Source organism: Aurantimonas litoralis, from assembly GCF_026153195.1.
Taxonomy (GTDB): Bacteria; Pseudomonadota; Alphaproteobacteria; order Rhizobiales; family Rhizobiaceae; genus Aurantimonas; species Aurantimonas coralicida.
This window is the reverse complement of the sequence record NZ_JAPFBM010000005.1, coordinates 183845-202914: the sequence shown is the minus strand read 5'-3', so window position 1 is coordinate 202914 and position 19070 is coordinate 183845. Positions and strand designations below refer to the sequence as shown.

The 19070-nt window shown below is 69.1% G+C and carries 15 protein-coding genes and 1 pseudogene; 3 read left to right on the top strand and 13 right to left on the bottom strand.

Annotated elements, in window-relative coordinates; translation table 11 throughout:
- Positions 1 to 3 precede the first annotated feature (3 nt).
- Together N7I30_RS12890 and N7I30_RS12885 are read left to right on the top strand one after the other, a co-directional pair.
- Positions 4 to 1131, top strand: a complete 1128-nt coding sequence (locus N7I30_RS12890) for a cobalt-precorrin-5B (C(1))-methyltransferase (protein ID WP_498639331.1) — start codon at positions 4 to 6, stop codon at positions 1129 to 1131.
- Positions 1115 to 1867, top strand: a complete 753-nt coding sequence (locus N7I30_RS12885; RefSeq protein ID WP_498639329.1) for a cobalt-precorrin-6A reductase — start codon at positions 1115 to 1117, stop codon at positions 1865 to 1867. The genes N7I30_RS12890 and N7I30_RS12885 overlap by 17 nt, the downstream gene beginning before the upstream one ends.
- Here the strand turns inward: N7I30_RS12885 and cobM are convergent.
- Genes cobM through N7I30_RS12855 form a run of 6 tightly spaced genes read right to left on the bottom strand, consistent with a single transcriptional unit; the run spans position 1864 to position 9237 of the window.
- On the bottom strand, positions 1864 to 2643 hold the full coding sequence (cobM, locus tag N7I30_RS12880) for a precorrin-4 C(11)-methyltransferase (RefSeq protein WP_498639327.1): 780 nt from the start codon (positions 2641 to 2643) through the stop codon (positions 1864 to 1866). The genes N7I30_RS12885 and cobM overlap by 4 nt on opposite strands.
- On the bottom strand, positions 2640 to 4484 hold the full coding sequence (cobJ, locus tag N7I30_RS12875) for a precorrin-3B C(17)-methyltransferase (protein WP_498639325.1): 1845 nt from the start codon (positions 4482 to 4484) through the stop codon (positions 2640 to 2642). The genes cobM and cobJ overlap by 4 nt, the downstream gene beginning before the upstream one ends.
- The gene (gene cobI, locus N7I30_RS12870) at positions 4481 to 5224 is read right to left on the bottom strand and encodes a precorrin-2 C(20)-methyltransferase (RefSeq protein WP_498639322.1); all 744 of its coding nucleotides are present in this window, start codon (positions 5222 to 5224) and stop codon (positions 4481 to 4483) included. The genes cobJ and cobI overlap by 4 nt, the downstream gene beginning before the upstream one ends.
- A complete protein-coding gene (cbiE, locus tag N7I30_RS12865; RefSeq protein ID WP_498639320.1) occupies positions 5221 to 6444 on the bottom strand; it encodes a precorrin-6y C5,15-methyltransferase (decarboxylating) subunit CbiE in 1224 nt (407 codons plus the stop codon). The genes cobI and cbiE overlap by 4 nt, the downstream gene beginning before the upstream one ends.
- 3 nt (positions 6445 to 6447) lie before the next feature.
- The gene (locus N7I30_RS12860; protein ID WP_323133085.1) at positions 6448 to 8010 is read right to left on the bottom strand and encodes a precorrin-8X methylmutase; all 1563 of its coding nucleotides are present in this window, start codon (positions 8008 to 8010) and stop codon (positions 6448 to 6450) included.
- A 33-nt stretch (positions 8011 to 8043) separates the two neighbouring features.
- Positions 8044 to 9237 (bottom strand): sirohydrochlorin chelatase, encoded by a 1194-nt coding sequence (locus N7I30_RS12855; protein WP_498639317.1) that lies wholly within the window; start codon positions 9235 to 9237, stop codon positions 8044 to 8046.
- A 314-nt stretch (positions 9238 to 9551) separates the two neighbouring features.
- Here N7I30_RS12855 and N7I30_RS12850 point away from each other — a divergent pair, with 314 nt between their 5' ends.
- A complete protein-coding gene (locus tag N7I30_RS12850; protein ID WP_498639315.1) occupies positions 9552 to 11036 on the top strand; it encodes a cobyric acid synthase in 1485 nt (494 codons plus the stop codon).
- 10 nt (positions 11037 to 11046) lie between these two features.
- On the opposite strand, the gene N7I30_RS12845 is transcribed toward N7I30_RS12850, so the two are convergent.
- The 7 genes and pseudogenes from N7I30_RS12845 to N7I30_RS12815 all read right to left on the bottom strand — a co-directional run bounded on the left by N7I30_RS12845 (position 11047) and on the right by N7I30_RS12815 (position 18621).
- Complete coding sequence (locus N7I30_RS12845; protein WP_498639313.1) at positions 11047 to 11892, bottom strand: SDR family NAD(P)-dependent oxidoreductase; 846 nt, start codon at positions 11890 to 11892, stop codon at positions 11047 to 11049.
- A gap of 142 nt (positions 11893 to 12034) precedes the next feature.
- Entirely contained in the window at positions 12035 to 13318 is a 1284-nt protein-coding gene (locus N7I30_RS12840) for an NAD(P)/FAD-dependent oxidoreductase (RefSeq protein ID WP_498639311.1), read from the bottom strand.
- 1 nt (position 13319) lies between these two features.
- Positions 13320 to 13475, bottom strand: coding sequence for a DUF3096 domain-containing protein (locus N7I30_RS12835; protein ID WP_081451439.1), 156 nt, complete (start codon positions 13473 to 13475; stop codon positions 13320 to 13322).
- A gap of 56 nt (positions 13476 to 13531) precedes the next feature.
- Positions 13532 to 14311, bottom strand: a complete 780-nt coding sequence (locus N7I30_RS12830; protein WP_498639308.1) for a 3-hydroxybutyrate dehydrogenase — start codon at positions 14309 to 14311, stop codon at positions 13532 to 13534.
- Positions 14312 to 14507: 196 nt separating this feature from the next.
- A pseudogene (locus N7I30_RS12825) lies at positions 14508 to 15638 on the bottom strand (methyl-accepting chemotaxis protein); the annotation flags it as partial.
- 512 nt (positions 15639 to 16150) lie between these two features.
- On the bottom strand, positions 16151 to 16471 hold the full coding sequence (locus N7I30_RS12820; protein WP_155898396.1) for a hypothetical protein: 321 nt from the start codon (positions 16469 to 16471) through the stop codon (positions 16151 to 16153).
- Positions 16472 to 16749: 278 nt separating this feature from the next.
- Complete coding sequence (locus N7I30_RS12815; protein ID WP_024349410.1) at positions 16750 to 18621, bottom strand: methyl-accepting chemotaxis protein; 1872 nt, start codon at positions 18619 to 18621, stop codon at positions 16750 to 16752.
- Positions 18622 to 19070: the final 449 nt, after the last annotated feature.

Here is a 19070-nt window from a genome sequence, read left to right as displayed (position 1 = left end):
CCGATGGGCTTCAATCTCGGCGACGACAGCACGGACGGGTCCCGCGACAAGGGCGAAAGCCTGCGCCGGGGCTGGACCACGGGCGCCTGCGCCACTGCAGCCACCAAGGCCGCCCTCGCCGCACTTCTGACCGGCGACTTCCCCGATCCGGTGACGATCACCCTGCCCAAAGGCGAGACGCCCGCCTTCGCGCTGAACCGCGCCGATCTGGCCGGCGACCGCGCCATGGCGGCGATCATCAAGGATGCCGGCGACGATCCCGACGTCACCCATCTCGCCGAGATCATCGCGACGCTTCGCTTTGGCGCCCCCGGCTCCGGCGTCTCCTTTCGCGCCGGGCCCGGCGTCGGGACGGTGACCCGCGAGGGCCTGCCCATCGCGGTCGGCGAAGCGGCGATCAATCCGGTGCCGCGGCTGATGATGCGTGACGTCGTTACGGCGCTCTGCGGCGAACACGGCCGCTCGGCGGATGTCGAGATCACCCTGTCGGTCACCGATGGCGAGGCGCTGGCCGCCAGGACCTGGAACCCGCGCCTCGGTATTCTCGGCGGCCTGTCCATCCTCGGCACGACCGGGATCGTCCACCCCTTCTCCTGCTCGGCCTGGATCCACTCCATCCACCGCGGCATCGACGTGGCACGGGCGGCCGGGCTCGACCATGTCGTCGGCGCCACGGGCTCGGCCAGCGAGGATGCCGCGCGGGCGCTGCATCCCGAGCTGCCGGAAATCGCCTATCTCGACATGGGGGATTTCGCCGGCGGGCTGCTCAAATATCTGCGCGCCCATCCGGTGCCCCGCGTCACCATCGCCGGCGGCTTCGCCAAGCTGACCAAGCTGGCCCAGGGCGCGATGGACCTGCATTCTGGCCGCAGCCAGGTGGATTTCGCTTTCCTCGCCAGCCTGGCCGAGACGATCGCGCCCGAGCGCGGCGCAGCCCTGCGCGAGACGATCCTTGGCGCCAACACGGCCAAGGCCGTGCTGGACCTTTGCGCAAGCGAGAACATCGATCTTGCGGACGCGATTGCCGTACGGGCGCAGGGCAGCGCCGCCGCCATCCTGCGCGGCGCCCCCGTTGTGCCGCAGATCATCGTGGTCGACCGAGCCGGAGGCGTGGTTGCCCGCACCGGCTGAGACGATCCTGATCCTCGGCGGCACCGCGGAGGCGAACGCGCTGGTAAGCCGGCTCTGCGCGAGCGAGCCTGCGCCGCGGATCGTCCTGTCGCTCGCCGGGCGCACGGCCAGGCCGATCCTGCCTGCGGGCTGCGAGATCCGTATCGGCGGCTTCGGCGGCGCCGAGGGGCTTGCAGCCTTCCTGCGTGAGTCTGGCGTGAGCTGGCTGGTGGATGCCACCCACCCCTTCGCCGCCGGCATCTCGCGCAATGCCGCCAGGGCCGCCGCGCTTGCCGACGTCCAGCGGATCGCGTTCGTCCGCCCGGCCTGGGACAAGCAGGCGGACGACAACTGGATCGACGCCGATTGCCTTGGCTCTGCGCGGGACGCCCTGCCCGTCGGCGCAAGGCCGTTCCTCGCGCTGGGACGGCAGCATCTCGCGCCCTTCGCGCATCGGCCGGACCTGACGCCCGTCGTGCGGATGATCGATCCGCCGGAACCGCCCTTGGCGTTTGCCGCCGAGATCGTCCTCGGCCGGCCATCCTCAGACGCAGAGACCGAAGCCGCGCTGCTGCGCCGGCTCGGCATCACCCATCTCGTCTGCCGCAATTCCGGTGGCGCGACCTCATACGCCAAGATCGAGGCCGCGCGCCGGCTGGGCCTGCCGGTGGTGATGATCGCGCGGCCCCCGGCCCCGCCGCCGCCACTGGCCGGCTCGCTCGACGCGGTTCTCGCGCACCTCGGCATCGCCGCCTAGACCGCAGCCTGCTTGCGCCTCGGCCGCAGCACATGGACATGGCCCGCGTCGTAGAGCTTGGAATCGATGAAGTCCTCGGCGCCCAGCGCCCGGCCGACGAAGATCAGCGCGGTACGGGTCAGCTTGGCCTCGCGCGCCTTGCGGTGAAGGTCGCCCAGCGTGCCGTGGATGAACGCCTCGTCGGGCCAGCCGACGCGATAGGCAATCACCGCCGGGCAATCCTCGCCATAGGCCGGCAGCGGCAGAAGCTCGCGCTGGATATGCGGGATGTTGCGCACCGAGAGGTGGATCGCCAGCGTCGCCCCGCTCTGGCCCAGCGTCGACAGTTCCTCACCCTCCGGCATCTTCGACGATTTCATCGCCGTGCGCGTCAGGATCACCGTCTGGCAGATTTCAGGAACGGTCAGCTCCGTCTGCAGGGCCGCCGCCGCGGCGGCGAAGGCCGGCACGCCGGGGGTGATGTCGAAGGGAATGTCGAGCGCCTTCAGGCGGCGGATCTGCTCGGCGATGGCGCCGTAGAGCGACGGATCGCCGGAATGCACCCGGGCCACGTCCTCGCCGCGTTCATGCGCCGCCGCCATCTCGTCGACGATCTCGTCCAGCGTCATCGGCGCCGTGTCGAGCACCTTCGCACCCTCGGGTGCGGCCTTGACCACCGCCTCGGGCACCAGCGAGCCGGCATAGAGGCAGACCGGGCAGGATTCGATCAGGCGCAGGCCGCGCACGGTGATCAGGTCGGGCGCGCCGGGTCCGGCGCCGATGAAATGGACGGTCATGCCGCGTTGTCCTTTCGAGGGCTTTCCGCCATGCCGGTGCCGGCCTTCCCGGCATAGCCGCGGGGCGTATAGACCCACTCCCGCCCGTCGCCGGTGGTGACGGTGCGCGTGTCGGACGAGCCGACGATCACCACGGTCAGCATGTCGACATCATCGACGTCGAGGGCGTTCAGCGGCACGACACGCAGGCGTTCGCCGGTGCGGCCGAGATTGGTGGCGAGGATCACGGGGGTGTCGGCCGGCCGATGCTTCAGCAGTTCGTCGCGGGCGAAGGCGAGCTGGGTGCGGCGCTTGCGGGAGACGGGATTGTAGAAGGCGATGACAAAATCGCCCTCGCCCGCCGCGCGCACCCTGCGCTGGATGTCGTCCCACGGCGTCAAGAGATCAGAGAGGGAGATGGTGCAGAAGTCGTGGCCGAGCGGCGCCCCGGCGCGGGCAGCGGCGCCCTGCAACGCCGAGATGCCCGGCGAGCATTCGATGGCGATCCGCCTGGCATCGGCCGACACGCCGTCCTTGTCGAGGAGCTCGAAGACCAGCGTCGCCATGGCGTAGATGCCGGCATCACCCGAGCAGACCAGCGCCACGTCGCGGCCCTTACCGGCCAGCTCCATGGCGTGGCGCACCCGGGCCTCTTCCATACCAAGGTCGAAATCGTGACGCGTCTTGCCATCGGCCAGCGGACCGAGCAGGTCGAGATAGAGCGAATAGCCGACGAGATCGCTGGCCGCGGCGACCATGTCGCTGACCTCCGGCGAGCGCCATTCGGCGCCGCCCGGCCCGATGCCGACGACGGACAACCTGCCCCGTGCGCGGCCGATGCGGCCTGCGTCCAGCGGCCGTGGCGCCTCGGCGAGCGCGGCGGTGACCCGGCGGCTCTTGCGCTTGGCGAGCCGCAGGCGCCCGTCGGCGCCGACGGATGCCAGCGCCGCACCCTCGGCGACGCCGTGGCAGCCGGTCTCGGCAAAGACGATGTCCGAGGGCGTGGCAAGACGCGGCGCTTCGGCCTCCAGCTCGGCGGCGGCAAAGAACCGCGCAGGCACGCCGAAATGCGCAGCTACCGCATGAACCGCCGGCTCGTCCGCCTTCAGGTCGATGGAGGCGATGGCGGCCAGCGCCAGCGGGCTGACGCCGGCTTCGGCAAGCGTCGCCTCGGCCAGCGCGATCGCCTCCTCGGCCGGCGCATGGCGCTCGCTGCCGATGCCGAGAACGAGGCTCTGCGGCCGGTAGAGCAGTTCACCGGCATTCGGTTCCCCTGCTTCCATGCTGGCGCGCAGGCGCACCGCGCCGTCCGCGGCGAAGGGAATCTGCGAGGCGGTCAGCCAGTCGGCGGCGGGCGCGGCCTCGCCTTCCAGCCTGGCATGGACACCGGCGACGAGCGCTGCCATGGCCGGCTTGGCATCCTGCGGGTTCTCCAGCCGCCAGCCGGCCGGCGGCGCATCGAGCGCGACGCCGAAGCGCAGGTCGCCGGCGGTGGTGACGGCCGCGACGCCGCCGAGTTCGGCCGCGATCGCCCGGGCGAGATCATTGGCGCCGTGATGGCCGCCGAGCAGCGGCACGGCGGCCGAGCCGTCCTCGGCGACGGCGACGACGGGCGGCTCGGCGGATTTGTCCGACAGCAGCGGCGCGAGGATGCGGATCAGCGCGCCCGCCGCCATCAGCGCGACGATCGGCCGGCCTTCCCGGAACAGCGCCTGCAGATGCGGACCGGCGGCCTCGAAGCGAACGGGCGCGTCAAGGCAGCGACCGGCTGCACCGTGGATTTCGCCGCCAAGATGCGTCGCCAAGCGATCCGCGAGCGGCCGGGCCGCGTCGGAGAGAATAATGATGGCCGGGTTCGTCATTGCGCGGTCTTCCGGCGCTGGATGACCGCGTCCCGAATGCCGGGCTCGGCACCGCGATAGCCGAGGATCATCGAGAAATAGGGGGCGTCGCCGGTCACATCGGCCAGCGGCATGATGCGCTCCTCGGGCAGGGTCACGCGCTCGCAATAGGCGCAGGCGTCAGTCAGCTTCATCGCGCCGAGCAGCGCCTTCACGCGGCCGAAATGCCGCCCGAGCTTCATGATGGCAAAGGCGTCGGACGCTTCGATCCGCTGGCGCAGGGCATCGTCGTCGAGGGGCCCGGGGATCACCGTCAGGATGTCGTTGCGGGCGGCCAGCGGGCGGCGCGACGCGGCGGTGGCGGCCATCACCGAGGAGACGCCGGGCACGATCTCGACCGGAAAACGGCCCGACAGGCGCTCGAACAGATACATGAAGGAGCCGTAGAAGAACGGATCGCCCTCGCAGAACACCGCCACGTCCTGGCCGGCGGCCAGCCGGTCGCCGATCCTGGCCGCGGCCTCGTCGTAGATGGCGGCGGCGGGAAAGCGCTCGGTGCGCATCGGCACGACGATGGCGATCTCCTCCTGCGCGCCGGTCAGATAGCCTTCGACGATGGCGCGGGCAAAGCTCGTGCCGTGATCGGGCGCGGGATAGGCGATCACCGGCGCGGCCTTCAGGATGCGCAGCGCCTTCAGCGTCAGGAGTTCCGGATCGCCCGGCCCGACGCCGAGCCCGTAGAGGGTTCCCGGCGCGCTCACGGGCGGTCGCTCTTGGTCACATGCCAGTGGATGACCGGCATGGCCGGCCGGAAGCCGCGATAGGGCCCGACCTTTTCGGCCCGGTCGACCTGGATGCGCATCAACTCGCCGCCGAGCCGCGCATGCAGGTCGAGGAGGATTGCTTCGGATTCCAGCGTAACCGCATGGGCGACCATCCGGCCGCCCGGCTTCAGCGCCTCCCAGGCGGAGTCGAACACGCCGTCGGTCAGGCCGCCGCCGATGAAGATCGCGTCGGGGGCCGGCAGATCGGCATAAGCGTCCGGGGCGGCTCCCTCGACGATGCGAAGTTCCGGCACGCCCAGTGCTTCCGCATTCTCACGGACCATGGCCAGACGCTCCGCCACCGGCTCGATGGCGATTGCCGCCATGCCCGGCGCCGTGCGCAGCCATTCCACCGAGATCGAGCCCGAGCCGGCACCGACATCCCACAGGAGATGGCCCGGCAAGGGCTGCAAGGCCGAGATGGCGAGGCCGCGCAGCACCCGCTTGGTCATCTTGCCGTCATTGACGAAGGCGTCGTCGGCAAGCCCCGGCACCAGTGGCCGCGGTTCGGCGGCGCGGCCGGCGACGCACTCCACCGCGACGGTGTTGAGGTCGGCGATGCCCGTCAGGTCGAAATCGGCCGCGACCGTGGCGCGGATGCGCTCGCGGGTGCCGCCCAGATGCTCGCAGACGACGATCCGGCTGGGCCCGTAGCCGCGACCTGTGAGGAGCCGCGCAAGAGCCTGCGGCGAGCTGCCGTCCGCCGAATAGATCAGCAGCCGGGCGCCCGGCGTCAGATGCCGCGACACCGTCTCGAGCGGGCGTCCGTGCACGGTCAGGCACTGGCAGTCGGCCAGCGGCCAGCAGAGGGCGGCGGCGGTCAGCTGGAAGGCCGAGGGCGACGGCAGCACCCGCATTTCTGCCGGATCGACATGGCGCGTCAGCGTCGCACCGACGCCGAACCACATCGGATCACCGGTCGCCAGCACCACGGTCGGCGAGCCGGCGCAGGCCTGCAGCGCGATCATGGAATCGCCGAAGGGCTTTTCCCAGGCGATCTGCTGGGCGCTGAAATCGTCCAGCATCGCCAGATGGCGCGCGCCGCCGAAGATCGTCCGGGCGGCGCGCAGCGCGTCCAGCGCTTCCGAGGACAGCGAGTCGAGCCCGCCATCGCCGATTCCCACCACCGTCAGCCAGGGCTGGGCCGCGTCGGTCATGGCCTATTCGAGCCCCTGTGCCAGCGCATTGACCGCCGCCGCCGCCATGGCGCTGCCGCCGCGCCGGCCGGTCAGGGTCACGAAGGGAATGCCGCGCGGATCGCGCACCAGTTCGGCTTTGGATTCGGCCGCCCCGACAAAGCCGACCGGCAGGCCGACGATCAGCGCCGGCCGTGCCGCGCCCTCGTCGATACGCTCCAGCAGGCGGAACAGTGCCGTCGGGGCGTTGCCGATGGCGACGATGGCGCCGTCCATGACGTCGTTCCACAGATCGACCTGCGCCGCCGATCGGGTCGTGCTCTCGCGTTCGGCAATGCGGCGGGTTCGCGGATCGTTCAGCCGGCAAACGATCTTGTTCTGCTGGCGCAGCCGCGAGGAGATGATGCCGTGGGAGACCATTTCGGCGTCGCAGAGGATCGGTGCGCCCCGGTCGAGCGCCGCGCGTCCGGCCTCGATCGCGTCCTCCGACAGGACGAGGTCGGAGACGATGTCGGGCATGCCGCAGGCATGGATCAGCCGGATGGCGAGGTCGTGGGCGTTTTCCGGCAGGTTCGACAGGTCGGTCTCGGCGCGGATCTGCCGGAAGCTCTCGGCATAGATCGCGGCGGGATCACGCAGATAGTTGAGCCGCGAGCCCGGCGCGACATAGGCGTCCGGCTCCTCGGCCGCCGTTTCGGCCAGCCGGTGGCCGAGCCCGGCAATCCAGCCTTCCTCGGTCAGGACGCTGCCGCGCTCCGCCTCGGAGAGATCGGTCGGCGCCGCCAGAAGCTCGCCGAAGCGGCCCTCGGCATCGAAGCGGGCGAAGATGTCTGCCAGCCCTTCCACCTGCGCCTCGTCGAGACAGGATTTCTCGCCCTTCTCGATCGCCGCGAGGCTCGGATAGATCTCGGCGAGCACGATCGGCGCGCCGAGATCGTCGGCAAAGCGCGTCTCGAAAGGCCAGACCGACACGTGCTCGGCAAATTCGGGATCGCGGCGCAGATGCTCGAGCCGGGCAATGCCGGTAATCGCCTGGCTGCCGACGCTGCCGGCGAAGGCGAGTTTCCAGACCGGCTGGGCCTTGGCGGTGCGCTGCTCGGCGAGGCGCTTTTCGGGCAGCGCCGTCGGATAGGGCTCGGGCCGCGCAACCGGCAGGCCCGGCACCTCCTGGTGCATCGGACGGCCCCAGTACATTGGCGCGAAGGCCAGCGCCTCGCGGTTCAGCCGGCCGGTGACCTCGAAGCGGTTGGAGAAATTGTCGTCGCGGTCCTGCATCGCCTCGGCGAGAAAATGCCACAGGGCGCGCCAGTCCGGCGTCCCGGCGATCGCCGCGGCCGCGCCGGCGGGATAGCCGAAGGGGAAGTCGAAGCCGGCGAAGACGCGCTTGTTCTCGGCCAGCGAGTCCCGGAAGAACTGCCGCAGCATCGCCATCGCCGCCGAGCGGGTCGACGGGTTGGCGGTTTCCAGAAGCCGCGTCTCGGCACCCTCGCGCTCGGCAAAGGCGATCCAGATGGAATCCTTGCCGGTGGTCGGCGTGTTCGATGCGGACCAGTCGACGATCGCGTAGCGGTCGAACAGCGGCGTCATCCGATCCTCGTGAAGCTGGAGTGCGGCACTCCGTCAGCCCTTGCGCATGGAGCGCGGGCCGAGCGGGTGGTCGGCATGGGGATAGGGGTGGTGATGGTGGTCGGCACCGCCATGACCATGCGAATGGCCGTGACCGTGCCCGTGAGCATGATCGTGCGCCGCGTGGTGATGGTGGCCGTGGGAATCGGCGTGGGAATGGTCATGCCCATGGCCGTGCCCGTGATCGGCGGCTGTTTTATGGTCATGCGCGTGGTCATGGCCATGATCGTGGCCGTGGGCATGCGCTGCCCCAGCCGCTGCCGCGGCGGTCCGGCAGGCCCCGGTGCAGACCGTGTCGCAGAGCGTGCAGTCGGCCGACGAGCCGACGCCCTCGACGTGATGGTGATGGCTCTCCTGCGCCAGGCCCACTTCCGCCTCGAAGCCCAGCACCTGCTCGCGGTACTTGCACATCTGGCAGTTCATGTTGTTGGTGCCCTCGAGGATCTCGCCGAGGCGGTCGACGAAGGTCTCCACCACCAGATCATGGGCGCCGAGATAGGGTGCCTTGAGGAAGCGGATCTCGGGATGGGCGGCGGCGACGATGTCGGTCTGGTCGTAGATCCGCCGCACCAGGACGCCGGTGAACAGGAAATACGGGAAGACGACGATGCGGCTGTAGCCGAGGCGGCTGGCATGTTCGAGGCCCGGCTCGACCAGCGGGAAGGTGACGCCCGAATAGACCGTCTCACCCCAGCCGAAGCCGAGGCCCTCCCACAGCATCCGCATGACCTTGGCGACGTTGGAATTGGCGTCGGGGTCCGAGGCGCCGCGGCCGACCACCACCAGCATGGTGTCGTGCAGCGGCTCGCCGTCCTGCCAGCCATCGGCGCGCAGGCATTCCTTGATGCGCTCGCCGGCGGCGCGGATCATCTTGAGGTCGACGCCGAGCTCGCGGCCATATTCGATGCGCAGGCCATTGGCCGCGGCATAGGTGTTGAGGACGGAGGGGATGTCGTTCTTGGCGTGGCCGGCGGCAAACAGCATGCCCGGCAGCGCCAGCACCGTCTCGGCGCCGGATGCCTTCAGCTTGTCGAGGCCGTCGCGGATGACCGGCTTGGCAAATTCCAGATAGCCGTGCTCGACCGACCAGTCGGGCAGCCTTGTGCGCAGCTTCTCGGCGAGGCCGCCGAACTCGATCATGGCGCCCTGGTCGCGGCTGCCATGGCCGCACAGCATCAAAGCCTTCATCGCCCCCGTTCCTCTCATCTCGAAGCCGGAGGAGCCGCGGCGGCCGGAGCCGGTCTGCGGTTCGGTCCGACAGCTCCGTCTTGGCCCCCTGCTTGGGTCGGCCGCACCGGAATGATTTCAGCCCGTCACGCGGGCACCGTCAGTTCAAGCCATGGCCTAGACCGCAAGCCGCCCCGCCGTCAAACGAAGTGTTCGCGAGCTCCGCCGAAGCGCCCGGCAACGGTGCTTGGGTCGGCGGTCGCAGCAATGCTATTGCGGGGCAAGGACGCCGCATCCGTTCCTGCCGCCTGCCCGCCCCGCCAAGGATCTGCCGCATGCCCCGGACCCCCGCCATCATGCTCCAGGGCACCGGATCGGATGTCGGCAAGACCGTGCTGGTCGCCGGCCTCTGCCGGCTGTTTGCCCGGCGCGGCCTCTCGGTGCGGCCGTTCAAGCCGCAGAACATGTCGAACAATGCCGCCGTGGCGCTGATTCCGGAGACCGGCGGCTTCGGCGAGATCGGCCGTGGGCAATGGCTGCAGGCCCTGGCCTGCGGCACGGCGCCGACGGTCGACATGAACCCGGTGCTTCTCAAGCCGCAATCGGAGACCGGCAGCCAGATCGTCCTGCGCGGCCGGGTCGCCGGCGAGGCGAAGGGCCGCGATTACCAGCGGCTAAAGGCCGGCTTTCTCGATACGGTGCTCGACAGCTTCGCGCGGCTTTCCGCCGATGCCGATCTCGTCATCGTGGAAGGCGCCGGGTCGCCGGCCGAGATCAATCTGCGCGCCAACGACATCGCGAATATGGGCTTTGCCACTGCCGCCGACGTGCCGGTGATCCTCGTCGGCGACATCGACCGCGGCGGCGTCATCGCCTCGCTGGTCGGCACCCATGCCATCCTGCCCGAGGGCGACCGGCGGCAGATCGCCGGCTATCTGATCAACAAGTTTCGCGGCGACGTCTCGCTGTTCGACGACGGGCTTGCCGCCATCACCGACTTCACCGGCTGGCCGAGCCTCGGCGTCGTGCCGCATCTGGCGGCCGCGGCGAAGCTGCCGGCCGAGGATTCGGTGGCGCTGGAACGGTTGTCGGCGCCAGGCGCCGGACGGAAGCTGACCGTCGCCGTGCCGCTGCTCGGCCGGATCGCCAATTTCGACGATCTGGACCCGCTGAAAGCCGAGCCGGAAATCGACGTCGTCTTCGTGCGGCCCGGCGACCGGCTGCCGGATCACGCCGCGCTGGTGCTGATTCCGGGTTCGAAATCGACCATCGGCGATCTGGCCGCCTTCCGGGCGAATGGCTGGGATCGGGATCTTGCGGCCCATCACGCCCGCGGCGGCCATGTCGTGGGCCTGTGCGGCGGCTACCAGATGCTCGGCCGCGTGGTGCGCGATCCGCACGGCATCGAGGGGCCGGTGCGCGAGGCGGAAGGGCTCGGGCTGCTGGATGTCGAGACGGTCATGGAGCCGGAAAAGACCGTGCGCGAGGCGCGGGTCACCGCGCCCGACGGCGCCCCGCTCGAAGGCTACGAGATCCATCTCGGCCGCACCGCCGGCCCCGACTGCGCCCGGCCGGTCTGCCTGATCGACGGGGCGCCGGACGGAGCGTCATCGCCCGACGGCCGGGTCTTCGGCACCTATCTGCACGGGCTGTTCGGCGCCGATGGCTGGCGCCGCAGCTTCCTCGCCCGCTTCGGCCTCGACGCCGCCGAAACCGGCTACCGTGCCGGCGTCGAAGCGGCGCTGGATGCGATCGCGGACGAGCTGCAGCGGGTGATCGCCGTCGACCGCCTGCTAGCCTTCGCCCGCAACCGCGATTGAACCCGGCGCCTTAGCGCCCCGCAGACCAGGCCTTGAACTTCTCGGCCCAGTCGCTGTGCCAGCGCGACAGCGGCGGCCGGTTCTCGACGATGTCGCCCGCCGCCCAGGCGATGCGCTTCTCGTCCATCTCGCGGGTCACCTCGCCATCCGGGCAGAGGATGTAAAAGTCGTCGGTGCCGAGCTTCTCCAGCATGAAATCGGCGGTCTGTTCGGGCGTCCAGGCACCGTCGGGCTTCTCGACCCGATCGCGGCGCGTCAGCGGGGTGAAGACGAAGCCGGGGATCATCAGCCGTGCCTCGACCCGGCCGCCCTCGCGGTTGCGCAGATCGTGCTGCAGCGCCTCGGTAAAGGCCTTCAGCCCGGCCTTGGAGACGTTGTAGGCCGGGTCTCCCGGCGGCGTGGTGATGCCCTGCTTGGAACCGCTGACGACGATCAGGCCGGGCTCGCCGCCGGCGACCATGCGCTCGCCGAAGATCTGGGCGACCTGGATGGCGCCGTGCAGATTGACCCGCAGCACCGCGTCCCAGTTGGCCTGCGGCCCGAAGATGCTGCTGCCCGGCTGGATGCCGGCATTGTCGAACAGAAGATGGATCGTGCCGAAGCGGCCGAAGAGGTTCTTGGCCAGCGCCTCGACCGCGGCGCGGTCGCCGACATCGGTGTTCGACGTCAGAACCGTGCCCGACGGGCTCTCGGCTGCGACGGCCTCCTTGGCGGCGGCGAGCCGCTCCTCGATCCGGTCGACCAGGCAGACGGTCATGCCGGCGGCGGCAAAGCGCTTGGCGGCGGCAAGGCCGATGCCGGACGCGCCACCGGTGACGACGGCGACATTGCCGTCCGCAATGACGGGATGGGTCATTGTTGGTTCCTTCTCACGGGGCATGGCTTGTGGAAATGATCCGACGCCGGGGGCGTGCGACGGACTAACATCGGCATTTCGCGTCGATCCGCAAGGGGTTTGCGTGCCGCCCGCCGCCAGGAGGCAGCGGCGGGCAACAGCTTCAGCCGTGCAGCTTCAAGGCGGGCCCGCGCGCCGGACTGATCACGTCGGCGACGATCGCCACCGTGCCCCTGAGCGGCCCCAGCACCGCCCATTGATGCTGGCGCTGCAGGGCGTGATAGGCGGCGGTGGCGAACTGGCCGGCGACGTAGAAATCGTCCTTGCGGGCAAAGCCGATCAGTCCGACCGAACCGGCCCGGCCCAGCGACACCAGCTTGCCCTTGTCGCGGAAGACGAAGGGGCCCGGCGTTTCGGCCAGTGCCTTCGGGATCGCCGAGGCGAGATAGTCGGCCTGCTGGCTGGCGCATTGCGCCGTCGGCGGCAGCGGCATCGCGGCGCCGGCCGGCGTATGGCTGGCCGCGTCACCCAGGACGTAGATCGCCGGATCGACGGTGGTGCGCAGCCGGTCGTCGACGACGATGCGGCCCTTGCGGTCCATCTCGAAGTCGGCGAGCCCCTTCAGGCAGGGATGGCCGACGAGCCCGGCCGCCCAGACGGCGATGTCGGCGGGCCAGCTCTTGCCGTCGGCGGACCGGACCTCGCTGGCCGTGACCGCTGCGACCCTGGCGCCGGTCTCGACCGAGACGTCGAGCGCCTTCAGCCGGTCGGCGACACCGGTTCGCAGCTCGCCATTCGCCCCCGGCATCAGTTCGGGCGCCGCCTCCAGGATCGTCAGGTCGAGCAGCTTGCGGCGCGCATTCTCGTCCTCGGGCTCGAAGAAGGCCTGTTCCGACAGGCGCAGATGGGCGGCCAGCTCGGTGCCGGTCGCACCGGAGCCTATGATGACGATCCGCGCCGGATCGGCACCCGCCCGCGCCGCGATCATCGCCGCGATGAACAATTCGCGGAATTCGTCGGCATCGGTCTTGGTGTCGAGCCGGATAGCGTGTTCGGCGACACCCTCGGTGCCGAAATCGGTGGTGACGCCGCCCAGCGCGACGACGCAGACATCGTAGGAGAGATTGCGCGCCGGGGTCAGGAGCCGGCCGTGGTGGTCGTGCATGTCGCCAAGCCGCACGGTCTTCGCCGCCCGGTCGATCGTCTCGACCCGGCCCTGCTCGAAGCGGAAACCGCGCATCTTGGCCAGCATGTAGAAGCTGATCTCGGCAAGGGTCGAATTCACCGTGCCGGCGGCGAATTCATGCAGCCGCGGCTTCCAAAGATGGGTGCTGACCGCGTCGACCAGCGTCACGGCACAGCTTTTGTCGGCGGCCAACTCGGCCGCCAGTTCCAAGCCGCCGGCGCCGCCGCCGAGGATCAGGACGCGCTTGCGTTGCGTCGGCATGTCAGCCGGCCAGGCGGGCGAGCGCGTCGGGGAACAGCCCGGTCAGACCGATGAAGATCAGATAGAGCGCCACGATGATGTTCAAAAGCCGCGGGATGACGAGGATGAGAACCCCCGCGATAAGCGCGACGATCGGCTGAATGCTGATGATTTCCACGATGTGGTCCCTTCCAGTGCGGTTGTCCCGCGACGGGAGATAGGACCGGCGTCGCGTCAGGCCATGTACCAGCCGTGACTGGGGACGATGGACTGGCCGGTGAGCGCATTCGACCGGAAGCTGGCGAGGAACACCGCGATCTCGGCGACGTCCTCCATGGTGGTGAATTCCTGGTCGACGGTGCCGCCCAGCATGACCCGATCGACCACCTCCTTCTCGGAAATGTTCAGCCTGGCCGCCTGTTCGGGGATCTGCTTCTCGACCAGCGGCGTCTTCACGAAGCCGGGGCAGATCGTGTTGGCGCGCACGCCGTGCTTCGCGCCCTCCTTGGCCATCACCCGGGAGAGGCCGAGAATGCCGTGCTTGGCCGCGACATAGGCCGATTTCAGCGCCGACGCCTCGTGGCTGTGCACCGAGCCCATATAGATCAGCGAGCCGGATCTCTGCGGATACATGTGCTTCACGCAGGCCTTGGTCAGCAGGAACGAGCCGTCGAGATGGATGGCCAGCACCCTGCGGAAATCGGCATAGGGAAAGTCCTCGATCGGATGGACGATCTGGATGCCGGCATTGGAGACCATGGTGTCGATCCGGCCGAAGCGGCGCGCCACCGCGTCGACGCCGCTGTTCACCGCCTCCTCGCTGGTGACGTCCATCTCCACCGCCATCGCCTCGGCGCCGGCCTCTTCCAGTTCGCCGACGACGCGACCGGCAGCCGCCATGTCGATGTCGCAGATCGCCAGACGCGCGCCCTCGCGGGCGAAACTCAATGCGATCTGCCTGCCGATCCCCGATCCGGCGCCCGTGACGACCGCGACATTGCCCTGCATCTGCATGTGATCTCTCCACCGTTCTCGCGGCAGTTAAGAGAGGCAACGCGTGCAGTGCAACACAAACGATCGAACCGGCTTCGGGAACCGTCTCCGACCCCTGAACGCCAGAGCCCGAAGCAGTCTCCTGCCCCGGGCTCGATCTACGCGTTTATCGCTTTCGGATCCGCTGTGGCGCGGCTCCGAATGGCCTCCCCTCGGGTCAGGCTGCGCGGCGGGGCGAAGCCGGGCGTCCTGCATGATGCGTGCGGTCGTCCCACCGGGCGCCCGCATTGCCGGCACCGGTGCTGAACTTGGCCATGGCATGGGCTAGCTCGTCGGTCTCGTTGGCCAGCGTCTGGCTGGCCGCCGTCGCCTCTTCCACCATGGCGGCGTTCTGCTGGGTCACCTTGTCCATCTGGTCGGCCGCGCCGGAGACTTCCCGCAGGCTCGTCGCCTGTTCACGGGCCGAGGAGGCAATGGTCGAGATGAGTTCGGCCATGGCGCTGACCTCGGTGACGATCTCTTCCAGCGACTTGCCGGACGCGGTGACCAGTTCGACGCCGGTGCCGACCTGCTCGCGGGACGTCGCGATCAGGGTCTTGATCTCCTTGGCCGCTTCCGCCGAGCGCTGGGCGAGCCCGCGCACTTCCTGGGCGACGACCGCAAAGCCCTTGCCCGCCTCGCCGGCCCGCGCCGCCTCGACGCCGGCATTCAGCGCCAGCAGGTTGGTCTGGAAGGCGATCTCGTCGATGACGGAGATGATCGAGTTGATCTTCTCCGAAGACTGCTCGATCTGGCCCATGGCCGCGACCGCCTTGCCGACGACCTCGCCGCCCTTCTGGGCCTTCTCGCGGGCACCGGACGCGACCTGCTGCGCCTTGCCGGCACCCTCGGCGGTCTCGTTGACGGCCTGGGTCACTTCGCCCAAAGCCGCGACGGTCTCTTCGAGGCTCGCCGCCTGCTGTTCGGTGCGGTGGGCGAGATCGTTCGAGGCGGTGTTGATCTCGCCGAGACCGGTGCGGATCGAGGCGATCGAGGTCACGACATGGCCGATGGCCTCTTCCAGCGAGGCGACACTGGCGTTGAACTTCGCCCGGATCGGCTCGAATTCCTCGGCCACCTTGTCCTGCATGCGCACGGTCAGGTCACCGGCCGACAGGCGCTCGAAGCCCACTTCGACGACACCGACGAAGGCGCGCAGGTCCTCGGCCTTGGCATTGTCGAGGGCGGCGCGCCGGGCTTCCTTCTGGGCGTCGGCGTCGCGCAGTTCGGCCGCCTGCCGGTTCAGCCGCTCGGCCCGCTCCTGCTCCTCGCGGGCCGCGATGCTTGCTGCGGAGACCGCTGCGAACATGCCACTCACCTTGATCGCCAGCCAGGTGAGGACGCCTGCCTCGACCAGGAGGATCACCGCATGGAGGCTGACCCGGCCGAGATCGGTGCCGCCGGGATAGATCGCCGCGGGAATGAGGAAGTTCAGCAGGATGTGATGCAGTGCCGTGGCCACGGTCGCCCCGGCGATCACCCGCCAGTCGAACAGGGCGCCGATCACCGCAAGGCCGGCGAAATAGGCCATGTGCATGTCGACCTGCAGGTAGCTGCCCGACATGGTCGCCACGACGATGGAGATGTTGGCGACCAGCGCCACCGCGACCGCCATGCGGGCCGCTGCCGCAAATTCCGGCCGGGCCGACAGGACGAGGCAGACGATGCCGAGACCCGCCGACGTCAGCGCCGGCATGAAGGCCGCACCGCTGCCCGAGGCCAGGGAGATCAGCAGCAGCAGCGGCGCAACGGCCAGCTGCACCAGCGCCAGGAGACGGACGAGACGGCTACGATGACGGTCGAGATCGACGAGGGCATCCATCAAAAACTCCTGTTGGGCGGGGGCGCGCAGCCGATCGTGGCGGCGTCGACGAGAAGGATCGCGCCGGCATTTCGCAGGCGGCGCGCAAGATCGGGGTCGGAAAAGGCGAACACGGCGACGGACGACCATCCGCCGACGTCGAGAAGGCTGCCGGCGGAGGCGGCCGTGCGGATCACGCGGGCCTGCGACCACCAGGGCGGGAAGAAGGCCGCAACGCTCCGTGAGCCGGCGAAGCTCGGCTCCGGCAGGCTCGCCACGATGCCGGCCAGCGCGATGACCATCGCCCCGATCCAGACAGTGAGCTGAGAGTTGAGGACCACGACAATGCCCGATCAGGTGCGCGAGGGGCCGTGGCGCGTTCGCCGATGACCGTTGCCGGGACTATGGTGGTGCTCGTTTACGAGACGGTTAAACTACGTGAACCATAGGGTTCACAGGGGCGTGAGACGGTCGCTTCCCGCGACCGGATCGGGCCCCGGCGCGCTGCCGTATCGTCTCGATCCGGCCCCGATCGCGGCCCCCCGGACGAACGTCACCCTCAAACAGACATGCCGGCCCGAAGGCCGGCATGATGCATTTTCAGCGGTGGAAGCCGGGATCAGAACTCTTCCCAGCTCTCCTCCTGGGCGCGCGGGGCGCGGGCCGCACCGCCCGCACCGGTCGGGCGAAGCTGGGTCACTGCGGCACTGCGACGCGGCGCCTGCGCAGGACGGGCCGGGCTGCGATTCAGGTCACCGGCACTGGTGCGGAACTGCGCCATGGCATGGGCGAGTTCGTCGGTCTCGTTGGCCAGCGTCTGGCTGGCCGCCGTCGCCTCTTCCACCATGGCGGCGTTCTGCTGGGTGATCTTGTCCATCTGATCGGCCGCGCCCGAGACTTCGCGCAGGCTCGTCGCCTGTTCGCGAGCCGAGGAGGCAATGGTCGAGATGACCTCCGCCATGGCGCTGACTTCGGTGACGATCTCCTCCAGCGACTTGCCGGACGCGGTGACCAGTTCGACACCGGTGCCGACCTGCTCGCGCGACGTGGCGATCAGGGTCTTGATCTCCTTGGCCGCTTCCGCCGAGCGCTGGGCGAGCCCGCGCACTTCCTGGGCGACGACCGCAAAGCCCTTGCCCGCTTCGCCGGCCCGTGCCGCCTCGACGCCGGCATTCAGCGCCAGAAGGTTGGTCTGGAAGGCGATCTCGTCGATGACGGAAATGATCGAGTTGATCTTCTCGGACGACTGCTCGATCTGGCCCATGGCCGCGACCGCCTTGCCGACGACCTCGCCGCCCTTCTGGGCCTTTTCGCGGGCACCGGACGCAACCTGCTGCGCCTTGCCGGCGCCCTCGGCGGTCTCGTTGACCGCCTGGGTCACTTCGCCCAGCGCTGCGACAGTTTCCTCGAGGCTCGCCGCCTGCTGCTCGGTGCGGTGGGCGAGATCGTTGGACGCGGTGTTGATCTCGCCGAGGCCGGTGCGGATCGAGGCGATGGACGTCACGACGCCGGAGAAGGCGGTCTCGAGCTTGGCGATCGCATCGTTGAAGAGGCCGCGGACGCCCTCGTAATCCTTGGTGAATTCCTGGTCGAGACGCGCGGTCAGGTCGCCGCTGGCCAGTCGCTCGAAGCCTTCGGTCATCTCGGCCATGAAGAATGCATGCGCCTTGACGTAGCCCTCGCCCAGCTCGGCCTGGCGGATCCGCTCGGCTTCCTCGTCGGCGGCAGCGGTGGCGGCCTGCTGCTTCAGCTGATGCTGCTCGATGACCGCGTGACGCAGATGCTCCACCGAATTGGCCATCCGGCCGATCTCGTCGGAGCGATCAAGCCCGACGACCTCGACGTCGGTCTTGCCGTCGGCCACTTCCGCGACGGTTTCGGTCAGCTTCTGCAGCGGCGCGAACATGCGCTTGGAGATCCACAGGACCGCCAGGCCGATCAGCACCGCCCCGATGACAGAGATGACGCCAAGCCGGATTTCCAGCGCCTTGACGGCGGTGAAGAACTCGGCCTCGGGCACGCCGACATAGAGGACGCCGATGGTCTTGCCGGCGGCGTTCTTGATCGGGTCATAGGCGGTGAAGAAGGAGGTGCCCAGAATGTCCGCCTGGCCGCGGAACGGCCGGCCCTCGATGAACAGCGCGTCATGCACCGGGCCACGGGCGAGAACCGTGCCGACGGCGCGGCCACCGTCGGGCTTCATGACGTTGGTGGAGACGCGGGTATCGTTCATGAACACGGTGGCGGTGCCGCCGACCAGTGCCTTGACCTTGTCCACCGGCTCGAAGAAGTCGTTCAGCGGCTGGTTGCCAGCGTAGAGCGTGTCACCCTCGAGACGGAACTCGCCGCCATAATTGCGCAGAACCTCCCATGCGACCCGCATGTTGCTTTCCTGACGCTCGACCGCGCGCTGACGTCCTTCTTCCTGCAGGAGAACGACACCGGCAATGCCGAACATGGCAGTCAGGATCGCCAGGCAGGCGACCACCATGAGGGAGACTTTTGCTGGAAGGGACATTCGCGACAACATCGGCATCGAACCTTAGCTGGGATGCGTCGCCACCGCCGGGCGAACGCCAGTATCCGCGCAATCGGCGGGGTTTCGTGACGGACAGGGGGCCTTGTCGCGGAACGGTTTCCGGAAGGGCCAATCGGGCCGTCAGAAATTTCTAGCCGCGGCTGCTGAAATTTCCGTTACCGCGAAGTCCCTCGCGCCGGATAGTCCATGCCAAAGCTTGCGCGACGCCGGATCAGCACTTCTGCATGGCAGGCTTATTACTTCTCACGCATGTACAGCGGTATTCCGGGCAGTATCGCCGTCCGCATGGGACGCTGCACGATACCTGCCAATGTCGTCCGGCCGACGCAGAACGGCCCGGGGCGGCATCCCGCCCCGGGCCGTTCTGATCATGTTGCTTCGCCGATTGCCGTGAGGGCGCC

Excerpts from the sequence above, each read along its gene's own strand:
- N7I30_RS12890 (WP_498639331.1), top strand. The coding sequence starts at position 4 with ATGGGCTTCAATCTCGGCGACGACAGCACGGACGGGTCCCGCGACAAG.
- cobM (WP_498639327.1), bottom strand. The coding sequence starts at position 2,643 with ATGACCGTCCATTTCATCGGCGCCGGACCCGGCGCGCCCGACCTGATC.
- cobJ (WP_498639325.1), bottom strand. The coding sequence starts at position 4,484 with ATGACGAACCCGGCCATCATTATTCTCTCCGACGCGGCCCGGCCGCTC.
- cbiE (WP_498639320.1), bottom strand. The coding sequence starts at position 6,444 with ATGACCGACGCGGCCCAGCCCTGGCTGACGGTGGTGGGAATCGGCGAT.
- N7I30_RS12860 (WP_323133085.1), bottom strand. The coding sequence starts at position 8,010 with ATGACGCCGCTGTTCGACCGCTACGCGATCGTCGACTGGTCCGCATCG.
- N7I30_RS12855 (WP_498639317.1), bottom strand. The coding sequence starts at position 9,237 with ATGAAGGCTTTGATGCTGTGCGGCCATGGCAGCCGCGACCAGGGCGCC.
- N7I30_RS12850 (WP_498639315.1), top strand. The coding sequence starts at position 9,552 with ATGCCCCGGACCCCCGCCATCATGCTCCAGGGCACCGGATCGGATGTC.
- N7I30_RS12845 (WP_498639313.1), bottom strand. The coding sequence starts at position 11,892 with ATGACCCATCCCGTCATTGCGGACGGCAATGTCGCCGTCGTCACCGGT.
- N7I30_RS12840 (WP_498639311.1), bottom strand. The coding sequence starts at position 13,318 with ATGCCGACGCAACGCAAGCGCGTCCTGATCCTCGGCGGCGGCGCCGGC.
- N7I30_RS12830 (WP_498639308.1), bottom strand. The coding sequence starts at position 14,311 with ATGCAGATGCAGGGCAATGTCGCGGTCGTCACGGGCGCCGGATCGGGG.
- N7I30_RS12815 (WP_024349410.1), bottom strand. The coding sequence starts at position 18,621 with ATGGTGGTCGCCTGCCTGGCGATCCTGACTGCCATGTTCGGCATTGCC.